Annotated in this window: 16 protein-coding genes; 13 read left to right on the forward strand and 3 right to left on the reverse strand. The window is 44.0% G+C overall.

What is annotated here, in order from left to right; translation table 11 throughout:
• Window positions 1-10 precede the first annotated feature (10 nt).
• The 11 genes from U2P91_RS03395 to U2P91_RS03445 all read left to right on the forward strand — a co-directional run bounded on the left by U2P91_RS03395 (window position 11) and on the right by U2P91_RS03445 (window position 14046).
• Window positions 11-1723: a B12-binding domain-containing radical SAM protein gene (locus U2P91_RS03395; protein WP_162624521.1), complete on the forward strand. Its 1713-nt coding sequence runs from the start codon at window positions 11-13 to the stop codon at window positions 1721-1723.
• A 24-nt stretch (window positions 1724-1747) separates the two neighbouring features.
• A complete protein-coding gene (locus tag U2P91_RS03400) occupies window positions 1748-2020 on the forward strand; it encodes a Nif11-like leader peptide family natural product precursor (RefSeq protein WP_111888749.1) in 273 nt (90 codons plus the stop codon).
• Window positions 2021-2102: 82 nt separating this feature from the next.
• Window positions 2103-3854 (forward strand): B12-binding domain-containing radical SAM protein, encoded by a 1752-nt coding sequence (locus U2P91_RS03405; RefSeq protein ID WP_111888750.1) that lies wholly within the window; start codon window positions 2103-2105, stop codon window positions 3852-3854.
• Window positions 3830-4084, forward strand: a complete 255-nt coding sequence (locus U2P91_RS03410; protein ID WP_322519000.1) for a hypothetical protein — start codon at window positions 3830-3832, stop codon at window positions 4082-4084. The genes U2P91_RS03405 and U2P91_RS03410 overlap by 25 nt, the downstream gene beginning before the upstream one ends.
• A gap of 374 nt (window positions 4085-4458) precedes the next feature.
• Window positions 4459-4590 carry a hypothetical protein gene (locus U2P91_RS03415; protein ID WP_322519001.1) on the forward strand — a complete coding sequence of 44 codons (132 nt, stop codon included), beginning with the start codon at window positions 4459-4461 and terminating at the stop codon, window positions 4588-4590.
• Window positions 4591-4777: 187 nt separating this feature from the next.
• The gene (gene ltrA, locus U2P91_RS03420) at window positions 4778-6043 is read left to right on the forward strand and encodes a group II intron reverse transcriptase/maturase (protein ID WP_322519002.1); all 1266 of its coding nucleotides are present in this window, start codon (window positions 4778-4780) and stop codon (window positions 6041-6043) included.
• A 126-nt stretch (window positions 6044-6169) separates the two neighbouring features.
• Window positions 6170-7618: a B12-binding domain-containing radical SAM protein gene (locus U2P91_RS03425; protein ID WP_322519003.1), complete on the forward strand. Its 1449-nt coding sequence runs from the start codon at window positions 6170-6172 to the stop codon at window positions 7616-7618.
• A gap of 93 nt (window positions 7619-7711) precedes the next feature.
• Window positions 7712-8863, forward strand: coding sequence for an ABC transporter substrate-binding protein (locus U2P91_RS03430; RefSeq protein ID WP_111888752.1), 1152 nt, complete (start codon window positions 7712-7714; stop codon window positions 8861-8863).
• Complete coding sequence (locus U2P91_RS03435) at window positions 8856-9680, forward strand: biotin/lipoyl-binding protein (protein WP_111888753.1); 825 nt, start codon at window positions 8856-8858, stop codon at window positions 9678-9680. The genes U2P91_RS03430 and U2P91_RS03435 overlap by 8 nt, the downstream gene beginning before the upstream one ends.
• 16 nt (window positions 9681-9696) lie before the next feature.
• Window positions 9697-11898 carry an NHLP family bacteriocin export ABC transporter peptidase/permease/ATPase subunit gene (locus U2P91_RS03440; protein ID WP_111888754.1) on the forward strand — a complete coding sequence of 734 codons (2202 nt, stop codon included), beginning with the start codon at window positions 9697-9699 and terminating at the stop codon, window positions 11896-11898.
• Window positions 11899-11901: 3 nt separating this feature from the next.
• On the forward strand, window positions 11902-14046 hold the full coding sequence (locus U2P91_RS03445) for an NHLP bacteriocin export ABC transporter permease/ATPase subunit (RefSeq protein ID WP_111888755.1): 2145 nt from the start codon (window positions 11902-11904) through the stop codon (window positions 14044-14046).
• Between the two features lie 95 nt (window positions 14047-14141).
• On the opposite strand, the gene U2P91_RS03450 is transcribed toward U2P91_RS03445, so the two are convergent.
• Both U2P91_RS03450 and U2P91_RS03455 read right to left on the reverse strand, forming a co-directional pair.
• Window positions 14142-14630 (reverse strand): rubrerythrin family protein, encoded by a 489-nt coding sequence (locus U2P91_RS03450; RefSeq protein ID WP_111888756.1) that lies wholly within the window; start codon window positions 14628-14630, stop codon window positions 14142-14144.
• A gap of 212 nt (window positions 14631-14842) precedes the next feature.
• On the reverse strand, window positions 14843-15511 hold the full coding sequence (locus tag U2P91_RS03455) for a GTP pyrophosphokinase family protein (protein WP_322519004.1): 669 nt from the start codon (window positions 15509-15511) through the stop codon (window positions 14843-14845).
• A 373-nt stretch (window positions 15512-15884) separates the two neighbouring features.
• Here U2P91_RS03455 and U2P91_RS03460 point away from each other — a divergent pair, with 373 nt between their 5' ends.
• The gene (locus U2P91_RS03460; RefSeq protein WP_322519005.1) at window positions 15885-16133 is read left to right on the forward strand and encodes a GlsB/YeaQ/YmgE family stress response membrane protein; all 249 of its coding nucleotides are present in this window, start codon (window positions 15885-15887) and stop codon (window positions 16131-16133) included.
• A gap of 80 nt (window positions 16134-16213) precedes the next feature.
• Here the strand turns inward: U2P91_RS03460 and U2P91_RS03465 are convergent, their stop codons facing one another.
• Window positions 16214-17095 (reverse strand): diguanylate cyclase, encoded by an 882-nt coding sequence (locus tag U2P91_RS03465; protein ID WP_322519006.1) that lies wholly within the window; start codon window positions 17093-17095, stop codon window positions 16214-16216.
• Window positions 17096-17484: 389 nt separating this feature from the next.
• Between U2P91_RS03465 and U2P91_RS03470 the strand changes: the two genes are divergently transcribed.
• Window positions 17485-19488: a serine hydrolase domain-containing protein gene (locus U2P91_RS03470; RefSeq protein WP_322519007.1), complete on the forward strand. Its 2004-nt coding sequence runs from the start codon at window positions 17485-17487 to the stop codon at window positions 19486-19488.
• Window positions 19489-19510 lie beyond the last annotated feature (22 nt).

Consider the following 19510-nt stretch of genomic DNA (forward strand, 5'->3'; position numbering starts at 1 on the left):
GGGTAATAAAATGAAAATACTACTTAGCAATGTGTCAAAAAAATACGAAACAAGCGCTCATGATTATTTGGGACTCTTTTATCTGGCCGGAGCGCTGGAAGAAGCTGGGTTTGAACCCCTTGTTTTTCATGGCAAACCGGAACACCTGCTGGAACAGGTAAAAAAGAACCAGCCGGATGCCGTGGGCTTTTCCTGTGATTTTGATAATGTTCAAATTATTGAGGATTTATCTAAAAAAATAAAAGCAATCGATAATATTCCCATTGTGGTTGGTGGCCCTCAAAGCATTGGTCTGGGGCAAAAGTTTTTAGAAGACAGTCAGACCGATTTTATCTTAAGAGGCGAGGGCGAAGTGTCATTGCCGCTGCTTCTTAAGGCTGTTTTAAAAGAAGAGGGGGACTTAAGTGCGATCAACGGATTGGCAATGATCAAAGACGGGATTTTCAGAGAAACCCCGCCGGAAATTATCTCCGATCTGGATGCCCTGCCGCTGCCGGCCTATCACGCCTCACTACATATTGATCACGCTTATGGCAAGTTGATTTTTACTGGTCGGGGCTGTCCTTATCAATGTGCCTATTGTGCGCCCAGTCCTGGCAAGCACAAGGTTCGGTTGCGCAGCATGCCGTTAGTGCTGGAAGAAATCAGACTAAACCTAAAAAACAATCCGGATTTAAATTATATTATTATCATGGACGATACCTTTACCCTCAATCGGGAGCGGATTGAAGCATTTTGTCAAGGGATGAAAGAAATTAGAAAAGACCGCGATCTGGTCTGGTATTGCGAATGTCATGTGGGCCGAATCAAAGACTGGATGGATATTCTGCCGACGATGATTGAGGCCGGGCTGATCCGCTTGCAGATTGGTATTGAGTCTGGTGATCAGAAGGTTGTTAACCAATACAACAAGCATGTACAGATTGATGACATCATTGAATTTGTGACTTACGCTGCCGACTGTGGACTGACCCAAATTGCTACTAACTTTATTGTCGGCGGTCCTGAGGAAGAAGAGGGGGCAACCGCGACGCTGATAAAAACCCTGATTAATCAGGCTCCCGGGGTTATTGATATTATTACTGGCTTTTTAAGAGCTTATCCCGGTACCCCGATCTTTGAGAATCCTGAAAAATTTAATTTACAACTGCATGATCAGTCAGGTCGCTTATCTGGCGATGACTATCCTTTTGTTACGCCATTGGGATATAGCCAGGATCAGGTGATGAAAAACCGTCAAGAACTCAATAAGGTCATTCGGCAAAGCATGCAACATAAAATCAAAAATCATGAATTAAAACAAAATGCGGTAATGAAACAGTTTAAAGCCGCCCTGAATTATGGTATTAGGAGCCGCTGGTTTGAGGAAATTTCTGCCAATCCAAGAGCCTATGAATATTATTATGTCTTGTATTTGAATGAAGGACAGGCTTTTGAGCCCGCTCTGGATTTCACCCGGGACTACCCACAGCGTACCTTTGAATTGTGGCGCACCATGACCTTTACCGAAGGTTTTCCCAAACTTGACGGTATGGCGCTTTCGCCGCTGGAATATGAGCTACTGCTGCGTTGTGCCGGAAAAAGAAGCCTGGCCGAGTTAGAAACTGAATTGTTTTTAAGGTTCGGTGGTCCCTATCAAAACCAGGCCGAATTCCATGAAAAATTAGTTGATATTTTATATCAATTTAATTTTAAATATTGGTTAACCCATTTTATGATTTAGCCAAAAAATTTAAGGAGGAAGAACATGAGTATTGATGGAGCAAGAGCGTTGGCCGCAAAAGTATTAACCGATGAGGCATTGGCAAAACAACTGGATGAAGCAAAAACTGGGGCAGAATTTGACGCAGTGGTTGCAAAATTAGGTTACAGCTGTACTGCTGATGAATTTCATGCTGCTTTTAAAGAAGCACAAGCCAAACAACCAATCACAGATGATCAATTGGATCAGGCTGCTGGCGGTTTAAGTATTGTTGGCGTGGATTATGCCTTTACAGCAACACAAACAGCGAGAGCTTAATAAGCGAAGAAGGGGTTCTGCCCCTTCGAAGGCTGTCGGTGCTAGGTTATTTTGACAGCCTTCGAAGGGGGAGAAAGAGACGATGGAACTATTATTGATTAAATCACATCGCTATGTCAGCGGTTATATTCCCGGCAGTAATCTGGGAATGAATATATTGATCCAACTCTTAAGACAAAAAGGCTATCAGGTTGAGATGTTTCAGGGTTATGCCAAAGAAGCATTGAATTATGTTGTCGATTTGATGAAACAAGAAGACATACCCAAAATCATCGGTTTCTACTGTGATTTTAACAATGTTCACTGGGTGAAAACATTTGCTCAGGAAGTAAAAAAACGCTATCCCGAGGTGATCCTGCTGGCCGGAGGGCCGCAAACCGCTGGGATGGATGCCAAATTTTTAAAAGAAACCGCCATTGCGGCGGCCTGTATCGGCGAGGGTGAAGAAACCATTCTGGAGTTGATGGATTATTTTATCAAAAACAAAGGTTCTCTCAATGAAATTCAAGGAATTATTTATCTCGATAAAACAGGAACCCTGGTGGAAACCGAACCACGAAAGCCTCCGGAAGAACTGGATGATATTCCCTGGCCGGATATTACGCTGACCAACGATTATAAGTATTATCAGTTGCTACCGATCTTGACTGGTCGGGGTTGTCCCTTTGGTTGTACCTTCTGTTATGAAGGGGCTAATGCCAAAAGGGTTCGGCGTCATTCGGTGCCATCCCTGATGACTGAAATCCGGGAGAATTTCAGGCGCGATCCGGCCATCAATTATATCAACTTTCTGGATGATACCTTTACGCTGGACCATAAGCGGGTTAACCAGATTTGTGAAGAAATAAAAGAGATCCGCAAAGACTATGATTTTGTCTGGTTTGCCAGTGCTCACATCTCAACGATTGATAAGCATCGGGAGATGGCAAAAAATATGGCGGTGGCAGGGCTAAAAAAAATATTCTTTGGTTTGGAATCCGGCAGTGATAGGGTTTTAAAGAGTTACAATAAAAAAATAAACAAAAAAATGGTGGTGGATGTCATTGACCATTGTGTTGAATCGGGGATTCATGGCATTTCTGGCAACATTATTATTGGCGGTCCCCACGAAACGGCGGGAACCATTAAAGAATCTGAAGATTTGATTATGGAATTGCTTTACCGGGCTCCGGGACAGTTTGAAACGGCTTATTTTTCATTTCTGCCCTATCCCAAGACGCCCATTACGCTTAATCCGAAGAAATTTGGGATGGAAATCTATGAGGAACTGATTGATTGTTGCAATGAGGATATTCCCCTTTCCCGCACCAAAGAACTGGATTTTACGGATCTGATCAATATTCGCTTGCAGGCCAACAAACGACTCCAGAATGAAATGCGCAAAATCTATTTTGATGGAAAAATCCCCGAAGCGGTGATTCTGGATTCCTACCGACTGGGTCGACAATACGGGGTTTTTACCCGTTGGAATGACTATGTCTATAAAAATATTCCGATTGATGATGCGTATTGGAAAATGCGCGCCTCGGATGAGTATGTTTTGAGTGTTGAGTTGGGAAAAAATAATGAAGCGGCGATTGTCCACCGAACCTTTGAACTGTGGCTTTACACCGATGTCAGTGGTAAAAAACCACAGATATTTGATCAGGAACTGGATGAAATTGACGATACCCTGCTAAAATTATGCAATGGCAAGCTGTCAAAAAAAGAAGTTCTGCAACAGGGGAAAATGAAACTCGATCCGCAGGGAAAAAATGCCAATTTCTATCGCCAGGCACAGCAAGCCCTTGATAAATTGGAGGGGAATAAGTGGATTTTATACCGGAAGCCTTAAACAAGAAGCCCGAAGTTCTGCTAATCTACACGCAACGGATGATCCGCGGACGGACCTTTGAAATGATTGAAAATCTGGGCATTCTAACGCTGGCGGCTCAACTCAATGCCAATGGCTTTGAGGCAAAGGCTTATACGGGCATTACCACCGATGCGGTGAAAACCATTAAAAATATGAAAGACCGCCTGTTTGCGGTCTGTTTTTGTTTGCGAGGCATGTTGCCGAGCTAATGGTCTGAAAGAAGACCTGTCACCTGGCTAATTGGGAAGACAAGCTGTAAGCAAGGGCGTTTCCGGCGACGGAAGGGTCTGAAGGAAGCTGATGGCGGTTGTTGGAACGGAACGCAAGTGAACCAGTGTTGGTATATATGATGGATAACCTTTCAAAAAGTGGGAACGTCCGAAAATTAGCTGAGTCATATATATTTGGATGGTCGTTTTAACAGCAAGCGGAGTAACTTAACCTCGGAAGTACTGTATCTGAAGCTGTAGGTTTGTTCACAAGGGAAACCAAGGGACAAAAGGAAGGTGCAGTATGCAGATGAAGCCATAGTAGTGATGAACATCACGCCAATGAAAGCCAGTAATGGACTGGAGGAGAAAACGTGAAGGATGCTGTTTTTATAACGGTGACGGATCGGGGTCAAAAGTCCCGATCTGATGCGAAGGGCGGAAGAAATCTCAAAGATTACTTTGAAACATGGGAAGTAAGAGCGAAGGTGTTAAACGAAGGCTGAAAGGCCGGAAGGTCCGAAAGAATTGGCATAAAATACCATGCGAGTCCTTTTGACGACACAGATTTGAAGTAATTCGTGGAATAAAGATAAGATTGCCAGAGTGCTAGAAACGTCAAAGGAAACGAATGAAGAACAGATAGCTTAAACGGAGAGTGCCGGAAAAGTAAAGCAGGAATGGAGGTGGAACATGAAGAAATGGTACAGCCTGATCGATAAGATCTATCGAAAAGAAAATTTGGAGCTGGCCTTCAGAAAGGTCAAACGGAACCATGGAGCTCCCGGAATTGATGGAGAAACGGTTTTGGACTTTAATGAAGCACTGGAAACGAATATTGAGTTTCTTCATGAGAAGCTGAAAACCAACACCTATGAACCAGACCCGGTCAGACGGGTAGAAATTGAAAAGCCGGATGGCGGCATACGATTGTTGGGGGTACCGACCGTCAAAGACAGGGTCGTCCAACAAGCCATTGTGAATATCATTGAACCAATCTATGAACCAACCTTCCATCCATCCAGTTATGGATACCGCCCCAACCATTCCCCACAGCAAGCTGTTGCCAAGGCCGAACGCTTTATGAATCGGTACGAACTGACAGAAGTTGTGGATATGGATCTGAGCAAATGCTTTGACACCCTTGATCATGAGATTTTAATGCGGGCGGTGGCCGAACGCATCAGTGACGGAAAAGTTTTAGGGTTGCTCAGGAAGTTTCTGAAATCCGGGGTGATGCAGAGCGACCGATTCATCGAAACAGAAATCGGCAGTTGCCAGGGAGGCGTCATTTCACCGTTGCTCAGCAACATCTACCTCAATCAGTTTGACCAGAAAATGAAGGGCAAAGGCCTGCGGATCGTTCGATACGCAGATGATATCCTCATCTTTGCAAAAGACAAACAGACAGCCGGCAATTACAAAGCCTACGCAACTAAAGTTCTGGAAGAAGAATTGAAACTGAAGGTAAATGAGACGAAAACCAGGCTGACCAGTGTGAGAGAAGGCGTGACATTCCTGGGGTTCGTGATTTATGCGAAATATCTGGTGATCAATCCCAAACGGATCAAACGTTTTAAGGGCAAAATCAGAAACATAACCAGAAGAAATGCCGGAAGGCCACTTGAAAAAGTGATTAAAGAGCTTAATCCAGTGCTCCGGGGATGGTTGAATTATTATCGGATCGCCAACATAAAATCATTGATTACAGAGATGATGTCATGGATTCGGCGCAGGTTGCGAATGATAAAGATGAAGCAATGGAAAACATATAAAGCCATGCATAAGGAAATGAGAAAACAGGGGATCAAAGGTAGTGGTGAAAAGATGGCGGTGACGAAATGGAAGAATTCAAATGTCCATATCATCCACATGCTACTCCCGAATCAGTACTTTGAAGACTTGGGACTCATCGATTTAGGTCAATATAAAGTTGGATTACTGTCGAATTATTATTAATTCGATGAGAGATTTCAGGAGCCGTGTACGGCAAACGTAAGCACGGTTCTGTGAGAGCAAAGAAATCCGGACTAATTATCCGGATTTCTAGCTACTCGATACTGTGATTTTGATAATCAGTCAGCGGTGGCTGCCATCATCAGCTATTTAAAAAAACATTATCATTTTTACGTTGTGTTAGGAGGCCCTCAAACCCTCCATATGACTGAAAAGGATCTGGGCAGCTTTCAAGCCGACGGTATTTTAAAAGGAGAAGGCGAAGAAACCCTCTTAACCTGGTTAAATGCAAAAATCAGGGGCGAAGCGGTCCTTGTTCCCGGAGAAATCCAGCCAGCTCAGAATGCTGATTACATCTATCTGGAAGACTTTTCAAAGTATGCCTTGCCCCGAAATGAAGATGTGCTTGATTATCATGAACGTCCACTGTTGTCAGTAATTACGGCCAGAGGCTGTCCCTATCGTTGTGCTTTCTGCTTTGAGGGGGGAAATTCTAAAAATTTGAGAATGCGAACAGCGAAAGATGTGCTGGATGAAATAGAAGCCCGCTTAAAAAGAAGTCAACGACCCCGGTACCTGTTTTTTTGCGATGATACCTTTACCACCAATCCGGTCAGGCTGCGGAAAATCTTATCTGGAGTAAAACGGCTAAGGGAAAAATATGATTTTGTCTGGTTTTGTGAAGGTCATCCCGGATTTCTGGTGAAACATCTGGAATTCATTAGAGAAATGATTGACAGCGGCATGGTGCGAATGCAAATCGGCATGGAGTCCGGGGTCGACGATGTGCTCAAAGCTTATGGTAAACAGGCCAGCCCCGAGGACATCAAAAAAGTGGTTGAGATCTGCTATGCTGCCGGATTACCGCAACTAACCGGGAATTACATTATCGGCGGGGCCTTTGAAACAGCCGAAACATTGGCTACAACCACTAGAAAAGCGTTAGAATTACTGGATCTGGCCCCCGGAATGCTGGACTTATCGACAACGTTTATTATGCCCTTGCCCGGTACCCAGATTTATAATCAACCTGAAAAATTTGGGATCGTTCTGGAAGACCGGGAATGCCTTACCAACCTGGAGGATTTTCCGGTTAATCATACCAAAGAATTATCGCTGCCGGAAGTCTGCATGGGTCGCTCCCGATTTATTACCGCAGTTTCTAATAAAATGAAAGAACAATATGAACACGGTCTGATTACCAAAGAACGGATTCAAGCCGATTTCAAGCTGGCTTTTAACTATGGGATTGCCGCGGGATATCTTAAATTTATTTATGGTAAAAATAATCTGATGGTGGAGTATTATAAAAAACTGATCGACTATCAGGGTCTTCTTAAAGAATGGCATGAACTCAGTGAGCAAGAAAAAAACACCTGGGTCATCCAGAGGATTCCTGATTTTTCGCTGTTTGATATCAATACGCTAAGTCAGTTAGAAATCGATATTCTGGCCGGCGCGGGTAGCGATACGATTGGAGAAACAGCAGAAAAACTGAGTTTATCCGCTGAGAAGATCGGCGTGTTGCTAAAAGGCCTGAGTGACCGGTATTTTGTTTTGTTCTCGCCATTTATTTAGTCTGTGGTGAGCTAAAACCGACCGCACTGTCGATAAGTACGGGAAAGCTCAGAGCATTTTATTGCCTCAATTATAAAATCAAAGGAGTGGGACATGAAAAAAAATTGGATAATATTATCCACCCTGGGCGTTCTGGTTATTGGCGGGTTGCTTTGTTTTGGCTGTACCAGCACGGTCAAAGAAACCGGTAAGTTATCAGTGGATGTGGTTTATCCGTTCTCCCAGGAATACAGTGCCTCCTTCAAAAATGGCATTGAACTGGCCGCCAGGGAAATCAATGATCAGGGCGGAATCCTTAACCAACCGATCGAAATCAACTACAATGATGACGGCAACAACACCAATACGGCGGTCGAAGTGGCTACCCGGATTGCCGAAAAAGCAGGTTTTCCAATTGTTATCGGACATCGAAGCACCGATGATGTGCTAAAGGTCGGGAATATCTATAAGCAGAATAACAAGCTGCTTTTTGCGCCCATTATTGCCAGTTCAAAATTGAATCGCCCTGAAAATGAAGGCGCCTATCTCTGCGCGCCATCGGATGACGCCATGGCCGATGAAATGGTAAGAAGTATGGCCACCCAGGGAATCCAAAGAATCGCGGTTGTTCATAGCGCCGGCAATACCTATGGCAAAGATTTTATTCAAAAAGTTGAAGAACATGGTGCTGAAGTGGGCATTGAAATTGTCGATGCGGTTTCTTATCTGCCCAATCTTGATTATTTTCGTTATTATCTAAAAAAATGGGACAGTTTGGGGGTCCAGGCGATTGTTACCGCCTGTGTCGGAAATGACATTACGGTGCTTTATGAGTATCTGGAAAAAACCGGTAACACCCGGCCAATTTTTGCCAGCTATGACATTGAGATTCAGCCCTATATTATTCCTACGAACATGAAAAATCTGACCCAGGTTACCAGTTATTTTAACAATACCGCCGCGGCTGGCCCGGAATCGGCATTTATTAAGGCTTATCAGAAAGCTTATGGGAAGAACCCGGATGTGCCAGCCGCCCAAGCCTATATGTCGCTGCATCTGGCCGCAGATGCGGCGAGTGCGGCCCAGAGTCTGGAAGTAGAAACGATAATAAAAGTGCTGGGAGAAAACAGTTTTGAGACGGTCTATGGCAGTTTAGACTTTGATAAACGGTTGATTGATGGGATTCCGGTATTTCAAAAGATTTATATCAATGATCAATTGGTGCCCAGGGAAAATTTGACGGGGGGAGGACAAAGCGGTGAGTAAATCCATTTTTCAGAACAAAGAGGATAAAAACACCAAAAAAAGTGAACACGCCGCTTTGATGACCGTTATCGGTCCGGGGAACCTGCTGATTCTACTGGGAATTATCATTTTTTTAGTCTGCGTGGTTATTTATTCGATGACTGTTCCGATTAATATCACCACCACCCTCGACGCCGTTGTATCTTATGGTGAGGGAACGGCCCAAGTAGTGGTTGAAAATGAAGGGATTCTGACCCAGCTGAGTGTTTCCGATGGCGATTATGTGAAAAGAGGAGATTTGCTGGGGGTTGTGACTGTCGAGAACACAGCAGCTCAGATCACGAGTGGAGCAGTGCTGACAGAGGAAGAAAAGAGCAGATTTAAGCGACAAACGATGATTGTAGCGATGGAAAGCGGGATGATAGCGGGACTAAATTTTGGAGATGGGGCATTTTTACCGAAAAACTCGACCCTGTGTCAAATTGTCAAACGGGAAAATGAAGACACCACCGTGGTGGTGCTGGCTTATTCCAGCTATGAAGACGCCATTAATGTTAAGCAAGGCGATCCGGTCTTTGTTGCGGTTGAATCGGCATCCACCGATGACTATGGCTATTTAAGAGGGATTGTACGAAGTGTTAAGCGAAGCGGTTTGACTCAGGATCAAGAAAATCCGCTGGAAATGCAAATTATTATTGATCCCAAGGTGGATGATCAGGGAAATTATATCTGGACCAAAAAAAACAACGGTTTTAGTGGTGAAATCACGACGGGAACCTCTGCCAGTGCAATCATTTTTACGGATCGCTTATATCTCATTGATATGATTATCTCCTAGAAAGGCGGCCAGACGCATGACGAAATCAGAAGCAGAGAAAAGTCGGGATGAGAAAGAAAAACGGCCTAAAATAGCCAGGGTACCCGTGGTTTTGCAAATGGAAGCGGTCGAATGCGGGGTCGCCTCGCTCTCGATGATTTTGGCCTATTATGGGCGCTATGAAACCCTCGAGACGCTTCGGATTGATTGCGGAGTATCCCGCGACGGGGTAAAGGCCGGAAATATTGCCAGGACTGCCCGACTTTATGGTCTTAATTCCCAGGGTTTTGTCTGTACGGTGGATAAGTTAAAAGAAATGCAAATGCCAGTGATTATTCACTGGGATTTTAGTCACTTTGTTGTTCTGGAAGGGTTTAAGAACGACAAGGTTTATTTGTGCGACCCGGCTTCAGGAAAACGGGTAATCACTCCAGAAGAACTGGGACAGATGTTTACTGGGGTAGTGATTGAGTCCCGGCCGGGACCGGAATTTAAAAAGGCCGGAGAAAAGCCCGATGTCTGGAAGGCACTGTTTAAACGCCTTTCTCAAACCGGTATTTCACCCTTGCTTTATGCCCTGGTGTTGGGGGTATTGTTAGTTATTCCCGGTCTGATTATTGCCAATTATGCAAAAATATTTGTCGATTATTACCTCGATAATACCGAAAAATTTGATATCCTGATTTTTATTTTTATCCTCTTAAACACGGTGGTGCTCCAGGCCATTCTCAACTGGTTAAAGGAGAACGCGCTGGTGCGGATGGAGAACTATATCGCCATTGACAGTGCGGGTACTTATCTTCGTCACGTCCTCCGCTTGCCGGTAGAGTTTTTTAATCAGCGCCAATCCGGGGATATCAATAGCCGGATGCAAAGCATCAATACCGTGGCAACGGCGTTATCAAGCAATCTGGCTCGTATTCTGGTCAATCTGGTTACTGCATTTTTGTATTTAATCCTGCTTTTTCAGTACAATGTTGTGTTAACCTTAATCGGCATTGTGATCACCGGGATCAATATTTTCTTGCTGCAATATACAGCTAAAAAGAATGCCGATAACAACCGGGTGTTACTCCAGTATCAGGGCAAATCGATTGGCTGGATCATGGTTAATCTAAAATCGATCGAAACCATAAAATCGATTGGAGAAGAAGATAACTTCTTTACCCGCATCGCCGGACTCAGTGCCGAAACCCTGGCGGTGGAGCAGCGTATGGGTCGGATGGAAGCCGTGATCTCCGTTTTACCCACCCTGATGACTTCGATTTTAACAGCCCTGATCTTTACCATCGGTAGCGAGTACGTGTTAATGGGAGCGATGACCATTGGTACTTTTGTGGCCTTTAACACGCTGATGACGGGCTTTACTCAGCCAATGAGCGAGCTGGTCAGTACCAGTGCCGCCTTGCAGGGGATGATCGCCGATATTGCGCGCTTGGATGATGTGGAAAAATATCCCGAAGATATCGCCCTGGAATCAGAAAAGCTTTCACTCGATGGCTTTGATTGTGATCAATTAGAAGGTGAGATTGAGATCCGGGATTTAACCTTTGGCTATAACCGACTCTCAGATCCGATTATAGAGGGCTTGAACCTGAAACTTCGGGCTGGCGGTTCGATTGCCCTGGTCGGTTCATCGGGAAGCGGTAAATCGACGATTGCTAAAATGATTACCACCCTTTATCAGCCCTGGAGCGGCGAAATACGCATTGATGGTATTGATATTAAAGCGATTCCAGCCGAACTACGGGTCAATACGATGAGCTCAGTGGATCAGGAAATTGTGATGTATTCAGCCTCGGTGCTGGATAACATTACCATGTGGGATGAAACCATTGCCGTTGAGGATGTGATAAAGGCCACCAAAGACGCCTGTATTTATGAGGATATTCTGGCGCTGCCCAATGCCTTTGACCACATCTTAAGCGAAGGCGGAAAAAACTTAAGTGGGGGCCAACGGCAGCGACTGGAAATCGCCCGGGCCTTATGCAAAAATCCCCGGATTCTGGTCATGGATGAGGCCACCAGTGCCTTAGATACCGCCACCGAAGCAGAAGTCAGTGAAAATATCAAAAAGCGCGGCATCAGTACCATTCTGGTAGCCCATCGGTTATCGACGATTCGGGATTGCGATGAGATTATCGTGCTAAGCGGTGGGGTTGTCAAAGAGCGGGGAACCCATGAAGAATTGATGGTTTTAGGCGGCGAGTACGCAAGTTTGATCAGAACTGAGGGATAAAAGATGGCAAAAAAATTAGAAGAAATCAGACAGATCAACAAAAAGTATGATAACAGTGCCAAAAAAGCATTTGATCGTGTTTTGACCCCTAAAAAGGCGGCGACTACCCTGGATGATAGTCCCTTGATTGCAGCGGTAAGCAAGGTCGCCGAAGCGATGGGCATCGCCGTAAAAATCCCACCGCTCCGGAAGCTAAGTGGCGGGGATCCGTTTAAGTTGATTGCTGATGAGTCCGGTTTTCGTTTTCGCCTGGTGGAGTTAAAAGCGGATTGGTATAAAAACGACAATGGCCCGATGCTGGCCTTTACCGCAGCAGGAGAGCCGGTCGCTCTGATCCCCCAATCCCCTAACCGCTATCGGTGTTGGAGCGTTGATAAAAAGCCACAAGAAGTGGATGCCGAGTCGGAATTTCCCCGAGCCTACGTCTTTTATCCGCCCTTACCCAAGGAACCCGTTTCTTTTTTTGACATGGTAAAATTGGGCATAAAACTGTTCTCACGGCGAGATCTAATCTGGACCCTGGTGTTGGCGGTGGTGACCGCGCTGTTATCGCTGCTACCGGCAATGGCAATGCAGGAGACCTTTAACGTTTGGATTCCCCAAAACCAGTCAGTGACGATTTGGGTGGTGGGGTTTATCCTGGTGGCAGTCGCCATCAGCCGCGGTTTGTTTACGATGGTTCAAAACATCAGTGTCCTTCGAATCCAAGGTAAGTTATCGATTTTGCAGAATTCACTGTTGGACAAACTCTTATCGCTGCCGGCGTCCTTTTTTAAACAGTATTCATCCGGAGCTCTGGCGATGCGGGCCACCGGCTTTGCGATGATTCAAAAAATCCTTTCAGTTAATGTGATTACCATGATCATTACCAGCTCGTTTTCGATTATCAATGGATTATATATCTTTACGATTAGTCCGACCATTGGTTTGCTTGCGATGGGGTTAACTGCCATCAGTGTAGCAATCACCCTGGTCATCGGAAAAATGCAAATGAAATGCCAGCGGGCTTCTCTGGAGATGTCCAATGATATTTCAGGAATGGTGTTTGAGTTGATCACCTCGGTTTCCCGGTTACGGGTGGCTGGGGCGGAAAGCCGGTCTTACTTGAAATGGGTGAGGGCGTATGCCAAACAGCGCAAGGTGGAGTATAAAAGAGGGCAGCTGATGGCACTACTTAGGCTTACAACGATTGCCTTACCAACCCTTTCGATGTGCGTGATTTATTACTACGTGAGTGTGAACGGCATTTCTTCGGGGGGGTTTGTGGCCATCAATTCGGCCTTTATGATTTTTATATCCTCCCTGCTGGGATTGGTTCAAACCTTGATTTCGATCAATAGTGTAGTACCACAATATGAAAATACCAAGCCGATCATTAATGGCGTTCCGGAAGTGGACAGCTTTAAAACCACGCCGGGAATAATTCAGGGTGATATCGAAATAAATCATCTGTACTTTTCTTATTATGAGGGCGGCGCAACGATTCTTGATAATATTTGTTTCAACATCAAACATGGCGAATACGTGGCCATTGTTGGGGCCTCCGGTAGTGGCAAATCAACGCTGTTACGTTTGCTGCTGGGGTTTGAAAAACCGACGAGCGGCAGTATTTACTGCGGCGGATTTGATCTGGAAAGTGTTGATATTCGAGAAATCAGAAAGCAAATGGGGGTGGTGCTCCAGGACAGCCAGCTAATCCCCGGGGATATCTTATCGAATATTGCCGGCTCAAAAAAGGAATTAACCGAAGATGATGTTTGGGAATTGCTTAAAAAAGTAGGCATGGATGAAGAAATCCGGCAAATGCCCATGGGTCTTAAAACGATGGTGGCCGAAGGAGCGGGAACCCTATCAGGGGGACAGCGGCAGAAGTTGCTGATCGCCAGAGCCATTGCAGCCAGTCCGGCGATTATCTTTTTTGACGAAGCCACCAGCGCCCTGGATAACCGATCCCAGCAGATTGTCTCAGCAAGCATGAAAAATCTCGATGCCACGCGGATTGTTATTGCTCATCGGCTTAGTACGATTATGAATTGCGACCGGATTCTGGTTCTGGAAAAAGGCAATATCGTCGAAGAAGGCACCTATAATGAACTGATGAAAAAAGAAGCGTATTTTTATAAATATGCCAAAAGACAACTGGTCTGATAAACGCAACAAAAAAACCAGAAGAATTCGGCCGATCAGCCGGTGAGATTCTTCTGGTCTTCTTCAAGTTAGGAAATGCATTAGATTTAGTATTTTTAGTACTTAATAAAGCTGGTTCCGGGAACGCCGCAGATGACGCATTTATCGGGAACTGCTTTTTCAATATTGCCGCACAGTGGACAGAGGTAGTAAAAGACTTCTTCGGTTTGATCCAAATTTTCAAGGGCTTCCTGATACAGTCGGGCATGAACAGCTTCTGCTTTCATAGCAAAGGTAAAGGTCTTGATCGCCTCTTTATTTCCTTCAGCTTCGGCTTCTTTTAAAAAGTCAGGATACATCTCGGTATACTCATGGGTTTCTCCGGCGACGGCATCTTTAAGGTTTTCTGCCGTTGTATGAATCTTTCCGGCAACTTCAAAATGCTTCAGGGCATGCAAGGTTTCGGCATCAGATGCGGCTTTAAATAATTTAGCAGCATTGATATTTCCATCTGCTTCCGCTTTCTTTGCATAAGCTGTGTACTTTCTATTTGCCTGAGATTCTCCGGCAAAGGCCTCCATAAGATTGTTTAATGTTTTTGACATTTGTTTTCCTCCATATTAATTTTTAAATTAGGCAGTTTGAGTAGTCAAGGGTCAGAAAAGGAATCGTTCCAGCCTTGATAATCAAACGTCATTTTTGAGTAATGATTTCTAAACAGTAATCATTATAAATAAGATACCATAGATAAATTGAGATGTCAATAAAATTTAAAAAATGTATAAATAAAAAACCGAAGCAATCGCTTCGGCTTTTATTATTTTTGATCGCAGTCGTCGATGGTGATTTCTTCATAAATCATCTGCATTTCCTCATCAAGTCGGGTAATCGACTCGGCACAGTATTTAAGCCGTTCCCGGAGACCTTCAGACATATCGCTATGCGCTTTATATTTGAGGTGATGCTCAAGACTGGCCCAGAAGTCCATCGCAATGGTTCTAATTTGGATTTCAACGGGCACAGATTCAGTTCGTTCAGCCAGGAAAATCGGCACCAGAACAATCAGGTGGAGGCTGCGATAGCCATTTTTCTTCGGCTCAGCAATATAGTCGTTTTTTCGGACCAGGGTAATATCATCTTGACGGACTAACAGGTTAGCAATATGGTTAATATCATTTAGATAGTTACAGATGACCCGAACCCCGGCAATATCAGTCAAGTTTTTACGGATATTCTCTGGCGTGATCTCCAGCCCTTTTTTTTGCATTTTTTCGGCGATGCTCTGAGGTGCTTTTAGTCGATACTCCATGTGATGAATCGGATTATGATCATATCTGGCCTGAAATTCTTCATCCAGGATCTCAAGCTTGGTTTTAATTTCTTTAATGGCAGCCCGATAAATCTGTTGTTGCAGGAGAAACTCTTTCAAATTTCCGTTAATATCCAGGTCTTCAGAAAAGGGTGCTTCGGTTGAATTAATTTGCATTGTTTTTTATCACTTAAGAGTAAAAGTGCCTTTCTATAGTTAGTCGTGTCAATAAGTAAATGGTAAACAAGGAATAGGGAAACGTCGCAATATCAATGAAGGCTGGTGAGCTAACAAGTATCTCAACAATGATGAACGCATTTAATAGATGCGGTTAGTATTAAATAAAGTCTACAGTTTGTGATTATACATCTGAAACCTTAGGTGCATTTTAAAAAACAGGTGAAAGTGAAAAAATACTTAAGATAAGTAATGAGGAAGAAACTCTATTTTTGAAGTTGAAGAGGTTTACTGTGACACCCAACGAGTTGCATGATTTATTCTAAAATAAGTGGGTATAATAGTACATAGAAGTAAGAAAGGAAGTGAACTTATGGGAATTTTAACTTGGATAATACTTGGCGGTTTAGCCGGCTGGCTGGCCAGCATGCTGACTAAAAACAATGAAAAGATGGGACTTATTAAAAATATTGTGGTCGGAATTTTGGGAGCAATGATCGGTGGTTTTGTATTTAGCTTTTTCGGAGCAACAGGCGTAACCGGATTTAATTTATGGAGTATTTTCGTTGCTTGCGTGGGAGCGGTAATCCTGCTGGTAATTATTAATTTGTTTACGAAATAATTAACTTGATTATGTATAAGGTTCAATTGGTGGGGAAAGAGATAATCTCTTCCCCACTTTTTTGAGCATTAAAAAAGAGGTTAATCATATGAACGGTTAGCCTGATTATTTTTGAGATTTTCTTTTATTTCGTAGAGCTTTTTATCGGCTTCGATGATAACCTTCTCAAGGATTTCCTCATCATGCATCTGGTATAAACCAAAACTGGCACTGACGTGGATAAGGGCGTCATTATAAGTAATGGCGATGGTGTCCAAACTATCTTGTAATCGGGAAATGATGCTGGCGGCTTTGGCATAATTCGTATTTGGCATCAGCAATACAAATTCATCCCCACCATAGCGACCAAAAAGGTCAAAAGTCCGGATGCTGTCGTTAATGGTTTGGGCGACAGTTTTTAGCACCAGATCCCCGGCATGATGGCCATAGGTATCGTTGATACACTTAAATTTATCGATGTCGATCATGGCAATACAAAGATCGGATTGAAAGCGTTTGGCTTTGGAAAATTCAATATTGGCCAACTGTTCAAAATATTGACGACTGTAGATCCGGGTCAGACCGTCCCGTTGGGCAAGATCCCGCATCTTTTGACCTTCCACCTTGTCGGTTACATCCATGCAACTGCCAATGTATCCGGCAAACTCATGATCATTAAGATAATAGGGAACACCCCGGTCATTAATCCAGCGATAGACGCCATCGCTGCGTTTAAGTCGGTATTCCATTTCAAAAGATTCCTGCTTGGCAAAGGCGTCTAAATATATTTTTAGGCACATATCAAAGTCTTCCGGGTGAACGCCCTCGGCCCAGCCAGTTCCGACTTCTTCTGCCATGGTTTTGCCTGAAAAGTTCAGCCAGGTGGTGTTAAAGTAATTGCACAAGGTATCGGTACCAGCGCGCCAGATCATATTGGGGGATGACTCGACAATGATCCGGTATTGTTCGTTATCCAGCTTCATGGAAGTACCTCCAGAGAATTTAAAGATTTATGCGTCTAACTAATACTTATTATAGCCTGAGATTGGTATTTTTGCAGTAAATTTTTAACCCATCAATTTATTTATTCGTGCCTTAGGAAAAGTGATTATAAAGGGAACAACCTAAATGATCAAGAGAAGCTTAAAGTCAGATCGGGAAATAGATTTTCGTTTAGGTTAAGCTCAATCATCGACACAAAGCGATTGGCTCCTTTTTAATTACGTATTGCAAATAAAAAATTAACAAGACGGTTAAAATTTCAGTGCTTTTTCGCTTAGTTTTTATGATAGAATAATTGATAAATCAATTGAATCAGGGTAAAAAAAGAAATAGTGAAAAACGCTATATGATTTTTGAAAGGATGAAGAAAATGTTAAAAAAACGATTAGCAGGTGTTCTCCTCAGTTTATTGTTATTTCTTGTTTTTGTGTCGGGATGCACCACAACCTCTTCACAAAGCCAGAACCAGAGCTATGAAAAAACAATTGCCACGGCCCGGACTGAAATTTGGAAGGAAGTTATTGGAAGAGGGGCATCCAGTGCGACCATTGCGATCATGGATAATGGCAAAATTGTCTATGAAGAGGGGTTTGCCATGGCTAATCGGGTGGAGGCGCTGGCTGTAGATACCAGTACCCAATATAATATCGGTTCAGTCAGCAAGGTGTTCACCGGAGCGGCCATTATGCAGCTGGTCGAAGAAGGGGTGCTTGAGCTGGACAAACCAGTGGTGGACTACCTCCCGGACTTTACCATGCAAGACAGCCGATATCAGGATATCACGGTGCGAATGCTACTCAATCATTCGTCAGGGCTACCAGGGACGTTTATGCCGAATGGCTTTGCAACAGCCGAAGATCCGGATTTTCTGGCAAACTTTATGGATTATCTGGCTAACAGTGCATTAAAGGAGAATCCCGGGGTGGTCAGTGTTTATTGCAACGATGGTTTTACCCTGGCTGAGGTGCTGATTGAAAAAATGTCCGGCCAGAGTTATTCGGCGTACATGGATAAAAATATTTTTGCAAAAGCCGGTATGCGTAATAGTAGCTGTTCGTTTGCGAAAGGAAATGCAAACATCGCCTGGCAGTATAGCAATGACGATGGGTTGGCCCTCCCGTCAGAAATTATCAATTTGATGGGAACCGGTGGAATTTCCGCAACGACGGCAGATTTATGCCGTTTTAGCAACGCGTTGTTAAGTGACAAACTAATGACCGCTGAGTCTTTTACCGAATATACCAGCCCCCAATATGCAAAAGAAACAGTACCGTCGGGAACACCCATAACTAACTACGGATTGGGTTGGGATATGGTTTCAGTGGCCGCCTTTGCCGAAGAGGGTGTTCACGTGGTCAGTAAAAACGGTGGAACCCTCCAGTTTAATTCCCAGCTTTACGTGATTCCTGAAGAAAATCTTTCGGTTGCATTAATTTTTGCTGGAGTAGCGGATGTAACCGGCGTTGCCAATAGCATTACGCAGACGTTATTAGAAGAAAAAGGTATTATTCCGGAAAAAGCCGCAGAGGACACAAAAACCATTGCAGCGACACCCATTCCCAATGAAATTCTCGATTTTGCCGGATATTATGGAACCAGTGGCAGTATCATAAAAATTGAGTTTGATCAGCAAAAAAATACCCTTGAGTATAAGCGCTTTGATGGTAAAGCTTTTGTTACGGCTGGAAGCTATCCTTATACTGGCGACGGATATTTTGATATGCAAAATGATCATCGGATGTCATTATCAGAAAGCTTCGGAAAAAAACTGGTGCTCCAGTCTCTGAGTAATGCGGACTATTCAATTGTTACCGCCGAAGATATTACCGCCAATAATCCCGTTGATACCAGCCGTTTTGAAGGTAAAGCCTGGATTCCAGTGAGTCTCAGTGCCATCGATCTTTATGCGTTTTCCGCAACGACCGGGAGCTTACCGGAGTTTCCCGGGTATATTTATTTCGGCAGTGATGGTGGTTATACACCTTATCCGTTAAAGGATGAAAATACCGCGTTCATGAATCTGGCTTATGCCCGGGATTTGGTCGAACCTATGATTAAAGAAGAAAACGGAAAAACAACGATGACAGCCATGGGTTATACCTTACTGGATGTCGCCGTGGTCCCAAGTCTTCAGAATGGCGAAAAAATCGCTATTGGGGATACCGGCGAAAATATCGTCAAAAGGCTGGATGCCGATGGTAGCTTTGGAGTAACCCTGCCTGAGGGTAGTCGGGTCGTGATTTATGATCCCGCTGTGGCAGTAGCTTATGATACGATGTATGCGGCGATTGAAGATGTCCCGGTCGCTGCCGGCTCCTATGTGATGTTTATCGCGAACGACGGTGATCAATTTGAGTACCAGTATCGCTTTTAAAGAAAGGGAATTGTCATGAAGA

It is taken from the genome of Acetobacterium sp. K1/6, from assembly GCF_034438075.1.
GTDB classification, from domain to species: Bacteria; Bacillota; Clostridia; order Eubacteriales; family Eubacteriaceae; genus Acetobacterium; species Acetobacterium carbinolicum.

Coding starts and splice junctions, on each gene's coding strand:
- U2P91_RS03395 (WP_162624521.1), top strand. CDS start 11: ATGAAAATACTACTTAGCAATGTGTCAAAAAAATACGAAACAAGCGCT.
- U2P91_RS03400 (WP_111888749.1), top strand. CDS start 1,748: ATGAGTATTGATGGAGCAAGAGCGTTGGCCGCAAAAGTATTAACCGAT.
- U2P91_RS03405 (WP_111888750.1), top strand. CDS start 2,103: ATGGAACTATTATTGATTAAATCACATCGCTATGTCAGCGGTTATATT.
- ltrA (WP_322519002.1), top strand. CDS start 4,778: ATGAAGAAATGGTACAGCCTGATCGATAAGATCTATCGAAAAGAAAAT.
- U2P91_RS03430 (WP_111888752.1), top strand. CDS start 7,712: ATGAAAAAAAATTGGATAATATTATCCACCCTGGGCGTTCTGGTTATT.
- U2P91_RS03440 (WP_111888754.1), top strand. CDS start 9,697: ATGACGAAATCAGAAGCAGAGAAAAGTCGGGATGAGAAAGAAAAACGG.
- U2P91_RS03445 (WP_111888755.1), top strand. CDS start 11,902: ATGGCAAAAAAATTAGAAGAAATCAGACAGATCAACAAAAAGTATGAT.
- U2P91_RS03450 (WP_111888756.1), bottom strand. CDS start 14,630: ATGTCAAAAACATTAAACAATCTTATGGAGGCCTTTGCCGGAGAATCT.
- U2P91_RS03455 (WP_322519004.1), bottom strand. CDS start 15,511: ATGCAAATTAATTCAACCGAAGCACCCTTTTCTGAAGACCTGGATATT.
- U2P91_RS03460 (WP_322519005.1), top strand. CDS start 15,885: ATGGGAATTTTAACTTGGATAATACTTGGCGGTTTAGCCGGCTGGCTG.
- U2P91_RS03465 (WP_322519006.1), bottom strand. CDS start 17,095: ATGAAGCTGGATAACGAACAATACCGGATCATTGTCGAGTCATCCCCC.
- U2P91_RS03470 (WP_322519007.1), top strand. CDS start 17,485: ATGTTAAAAAAACGATTAGCAGGTGTTCTCCTCAGTTTATTGTTATTT.